This window comes from Oleiphilus sp. HI0123, assembly GCF_001635315.1.
This window is the reverse complement of sequence record NZ_LWGE01001568.1, coordinates 1-1585: the sequence shown is the minus strand read 5'-3', so window position 1 is coordinate 1585 and position 1585 is coordinate 1. Positions and strand designations below refer to the sequence as shown.

The following is a 1585-nucleotide window of genomic DNA, read 5'->3' as shown; positions in this document are numbered from 1 at the left end:
AATAAATATAAAAATGAGGAATACAATGTCATCAGCCGCGATAACCTATACAGAAACAAACCAAGCAATACCCCAAGAACGTGGACAAGTGATTCTAGGATGCCTTAACGAGTTTGCTCGAGACCCCTTGGCCTTCTTCCACCGTTTAATGTCTACCTACCCGGACATAGTGGAATTCCACATCCCTTTTAACAATATGGCGCTTGTCACAAGTGGTGACTTAAGCCACCAAATTCTTGTAAGCCAAGCAAAAAAATTTAGAAAGTCAGACCGAGACGTTGCTGTCATGGGAACCGTTTTGGGAAAGGGGCTGATAACAAACAATGACCTTGCTAATCATAAGACTCAAAGGAAATTAGTACAGCCAGGCTTCCACTTCCGTAGAATTGAGTCTTACGCTAAAACTATGAGCGATTATACAAGCAGAATGACGCAAGATTGGAAGGCGGGTAACAGGGATATTGCTGATGATATGTTCAAGCTGACAATGTATATCGTCAGCAAGACTCTGTTTGATACAGATATGGAACATATGCAAAGCAATGCAAATAATATTGGTGAAACAATGCACATCGTTCAAACGGAAACTAACAAACGGTTTCAGCAGGCTTTAGTTTTTCCTGACTGGGTTCCCACCCGAGGAAACCGTCGCTTGGTCGCTGCCAAAAAGTCATTGTACAAAACAATTAGCAGTATGATAGAAACAAGAAAGAACTCTGACTTAACAAATGCTGATAAAAAACCAGATATGATGTCAATGCTGCTCGAAGCTAAATACGAAGACGGAAGCAGCATGCCAACCGAGCTCGTGATGGATGAACTAATCACACTATTTACCGCAGGCCATGAAACAACATCAAATGCCTTAAGTTGGACATTCTACTTGCTCGCTCTGCATCCAGATATTCAGGCAAAGCTTCATGTCGAGTTAGACAGTGTTTTAAACGATCAAGACGCTCAGTTTGAACACCTAGGAGAGCTTAACTATACTGATATGGTCATTAAGGAATCAATGCGCTTGTTACCGCCAGTCTGGACGCTAAACAACCGACAAGCCAATGAAGACATTGACATAGGCTCATATCATATTCCCAAAGATAAAGTTATCTTCCTATCACCTTATGCGAACCACTTAAACCCACGTTATTTTGAAAACCCGAACCGCTTCGATCCAGAGCGTTTTTCACCAGAAAACGAGAAAAACATACCAAAGCATGTTTATATACCTTTTGGCTCGGGGCCACGAGTTTGCATCGGGCAATCATTTGCGATGATGGAAGCGAAAATAATACTTGCAACAATTATGAGAAGATTCGAAGTCGAATTAGATGAAAACAATGTGTTTGACCCTCAACCTCTCATTACGCTCTCGAATAATAAGGGCATGCAAGTTAAACTAAAAAGCCGAGATAATTAGAGACTTTGCTAATGAAAACTGCGATGGCGCGTCATATTCTTGTAAAAGATGAGCAAACTGCCAACACGATAAAACAAGCCTTGGCTAAAGGGGGTGACTTTGCAAAACTGGCGCGCAAGCACTCTAGCTGCCCTAGCAAAAAGAATGGTGGCGACTTAGGCGAAATTC

2 protein-coding genes are annotated in these 1585 nt (G+C 41.8%); both read left to right on the top strand.

Translation table 11 applies throughout. The features are described from left to right. A partial coding sequence (locus tag A3761_RS21015) for a cytochrome P450 (protein WP_156492005.1) occupies positions 1–1417 on the top strand: 1417 nt, incomplete at its 5' end. 11 nt (positions 1418–1428) lie between these two features. Further along, on the top strand, positions 1429–1585 hold a 157-nt coding region (locus A3761_RS21010), incomplete at its 3' end, for a peptidylprolyl isomerase (protein ID WP_197473158.1).